Origin of the sequence: Streptomyces sp. rh34 (assembly GCF_002551245.1) — a bacterium.
Lineage (GTDB): Bacteria > Actinomycetota > Actinomycetes > Streptomycetales > Streptomycetaceae > Streptomyces.
Map to the genome: position 1 here is coordinate 1 of NZ_NTGZ01000445.1, position 3037 is coordinate 3037.

The 3037-nt window shown below is 76.0% G+C and carries 2 protein-coding genes; both read left to right on the top strand.

The features are described from left to right. Nucleotides 1-2273: ATP/GTP-binding protein (locus CR470_RS36955; RefSeq protein WP_306667840.1), on the top strand; the 2273-nt coding region annotated here is incomplete at its 5' end. 207 nt (nucleotides 2274-2480) lie between these two features. Next, on the top strand, nucleotides 2481-3037 hold a 557-nt coding region (locus CR470_RS36960), incomplete at its 3' end, for a PucR family transcriptional regulator ligand-binding domain-containing protein (RefSeq protein WP_179892507.1).

Consider the following 3037-nt stretch of genomic DNA (forward strand, 5'->3'; position numbering starts at 1 on the left):
CGCCGGCCCCGCCGGTCGAGCAGCCGGCCCCCGGGGCCCCGCTCGACGCCTGGCTGCGCACGCCCCGCCCGCCGCAGGAACCGGGCGTCTGGCGGTACGGGTACACCCCGCCGCCGCCGGAGGAGCCCGAGGGCGTCTCGGACCGGTCGCTGCTGGTCGGCGCGCTGATCTCGCTGCTCTCCGCGCTGCTGCTGTGGTCGCTGTGGCGCAACGGCTACCTTCCCTACCGCCTCGTCCCGCTGAAGCTCTTCACCCCGGGGGAGTGGTGGAACCCGGGAACGTCCGGTGGCCCCCGCACCATCGAGGGCAGCGACGCCCTCACGGTGTACGAGGCGATCCTCTTCGGCCTGCTGGCCTACGGCTGCGGCCGGATCGGCAACTTCTCCGAGCTGTTCCGCCGCCATGTCGCCGACCGGGGGCAGCCCTTCCTCGCGCTCGCCGCCGCCGCGGCGGCGGGCCTGACCCAGCTGCTCGTCTGGAAGGAGGCGCTTCCGGTCGTCCGCCCGGTCCTGGTCCTGGTCGCCTCCGTCGCGGGGGGCGAGATCTACCAGAGCCAGACCGTCGTCAACGTGATCTACGGGGTGATCGCCGCCGCGGTCCTCTGGCCCTTCGCCCGGCTCGGCCGCTGGCGCGAACTCATCGCCGCCCGCCGCGGGGCCGGCACCCCGGCACCGGACGGCGACGCGGCGGCCCCCGCCACCAGCAGCTCCGCCGACCGATGGCCCGAGCTGCGCGCCGCGGGCTGGGCCGACGCCGCGGAGACCCTCACCGCCGAGGTCCGCACCGGCCGGATGAACGACGTGGACGTGGCCCGGCTCCGCCACGCGTGGGCGCTCGCCACCCGGCGGCCCGACCGGCTCGCCCCCCTCGCGGAGGCCGTCCTGCGGAACGGGGGCGCCGCCGCCCTGCACCCCTCCGGCCACCGCGACCTGCCCCACCGCGCGGCCCGCCACGACATGCTCACCGGCCAGGTCAGGATCGGCCGGTGCGCGGACGACCCGCACAACCCCCATGTCCGCCGGGGTACGGGCCTCGCCCTGGAACCCGCGCTCCTCGGCACCTCCCTGCTCGCGGTCGGGCCGCCCGGCGCCGGGAAGTCCGCCCGGCTGATCCGGCCGGTCGTCGAGGCCCTGGCGCTGCGCGCACTGGCCGGACAGGCCGCGGTCCTCGCCGTCGGAGGGGCGGGGGCGCCGCTCGGTCCGGATGACGCCTTCGACGTCGTCGTCCGCCTCGGCCATCCCGGTTCCGCCCACGACATCGACCTGTACGGCGGTACCACCGACCCCGACGAGGCGGCGGCCGTCCTCGCCGAAGGGCTCGTCGGCGATGTCGGCAGCCTCGACAGCCGCCGCGCCGCCACCGTCCTCGCCCAGTTGCTCGGCCCCTACCGCGCCGCCCACGGCCACTTCCCCTCCGTGCCCGAACTGCGCGAACTCCTCGACGGCACCCCGGCCGCACTCGCCGGGCTCCGCGCCTCCCTCGAAGCAGCCGGCCACCACGCGATGCTCCGTGAGCTGGACGCGCGGTCCCGGCAGGCGGGCGGCCCCGGCGACCCCGCACCGGCCCTCGCCGACCGGGTCGCCCTGCTGGACCGGCCCGTGTTCACCGGATTCTTCGCCACCGGCCCGGACGCCCGCCCGTTCTCCCTGCGGGCGCTCGGCCAGCACCCGCTGCGGGTCCGCGTCGACCTGCCGGAGCGCGGCCACGCGGAGGCGTCCCGGCTGCTCACCCGGCTGGTCCTGGCCCAGTTCACCGCGATCACCGCGGCCCGCACCGACACCTCGCTCTTCGCCTGCCTCGTCCTGGACGACGCCACCCACGCCGTGACCGCCGAGACCGTCCGCGGCATCCGGCGGCTGCGCTCGGTCAACGCCGGGGCGGTGCTTGCCCTGCGGACTGTCGACGACGTCCCCGAGAACCTGCACACTCCGCTGCTCGGCGCGGTCGGCTGCACGGCCGCCTTCTCCGGCATCACCACCTGGGACGGCAAACGCTTCGCCGAGGCCTGGGGCAAGGAGTGGGTCGAGACCCGCGAGGTCGCCCAGCACACCGTCTTCGCCGACCAGCCGTTCACCCGCGCCCTGCACGCCCTGCGCAAACTCGTCACCGGCAAGGCCGTGACCACGGACGCGGTGACCGTACGGCAGGTCGAGCGGGAGCGCTGGTCGGCCTCGGAACTGGCGTACGCGGTTCCGGCAGGCCATGCCGTCATCCGGTTGGCCACGGTCGAGGGAGAACACGCACCCCCCCTCCTCGTCCACCTCGACGGCTGAGACACCACCGGGAAGCAGGGCGAAGGGCGGCTGGAAGCAGGGCGAAGGGCGGCCGAGAGCGGCTCCGGGCACTCTGCCGCCCTGGCAGAATCGGAGACAGCCGTTCATACGCGACGGCGAAATGCGGTGTCACCCATCCGGCCGGCGATCCGGCCGTCCGTACGGCGGCGCCGCGACCCCGTCCCCGACCCAGAGGGTTCCCGGCCCATGCCCCCCACGCTCGCCTCGCTCGTCCAGCACTCGGCGCTCAAGCTCACCGTGCGCGCGGGCGCGGACCGGCTCGGCACCCCCGTGCGCTGGGCCCACGCCAGTGAGCTGGCCGACCCCGTCCCGTACATGGACGGCGGCGAACTCCTCCTCGTGACCGCCACCAATCTCGACGCCGACGACGCCGAGTCCATGCGGCGCTACGTGCGGCGGCTGGCCGGGGCCGGGGTCGCCGGAGTGGGGTTCGCGGTCGGGGTGAACTACGAGGACATCCCGGCCGCCCTCGTGGAGGCCGCCGAGGAGGCCGGGCTGCCGCTCCTCGAAGTACCGCGCCGCACCCCGTTCCTCGCCATCAGCAAGGCCGTCTCCGCCGCCATCGCCGCCGACCAGTACCGCGCGGTGACCGCCGGCTTCGAGGCCCAGCGCGAGCTGACGAAGGCCGCGCTCGCCGGGGACGGCCCCGCCGACCTCCTCGCCCGGCTCGCCGCCCACATCGACGGCTGGGCCGCCCTGTACGACACCTCCGGCGCGGTGCTCGCCGCCGCCCCCGACTGGGC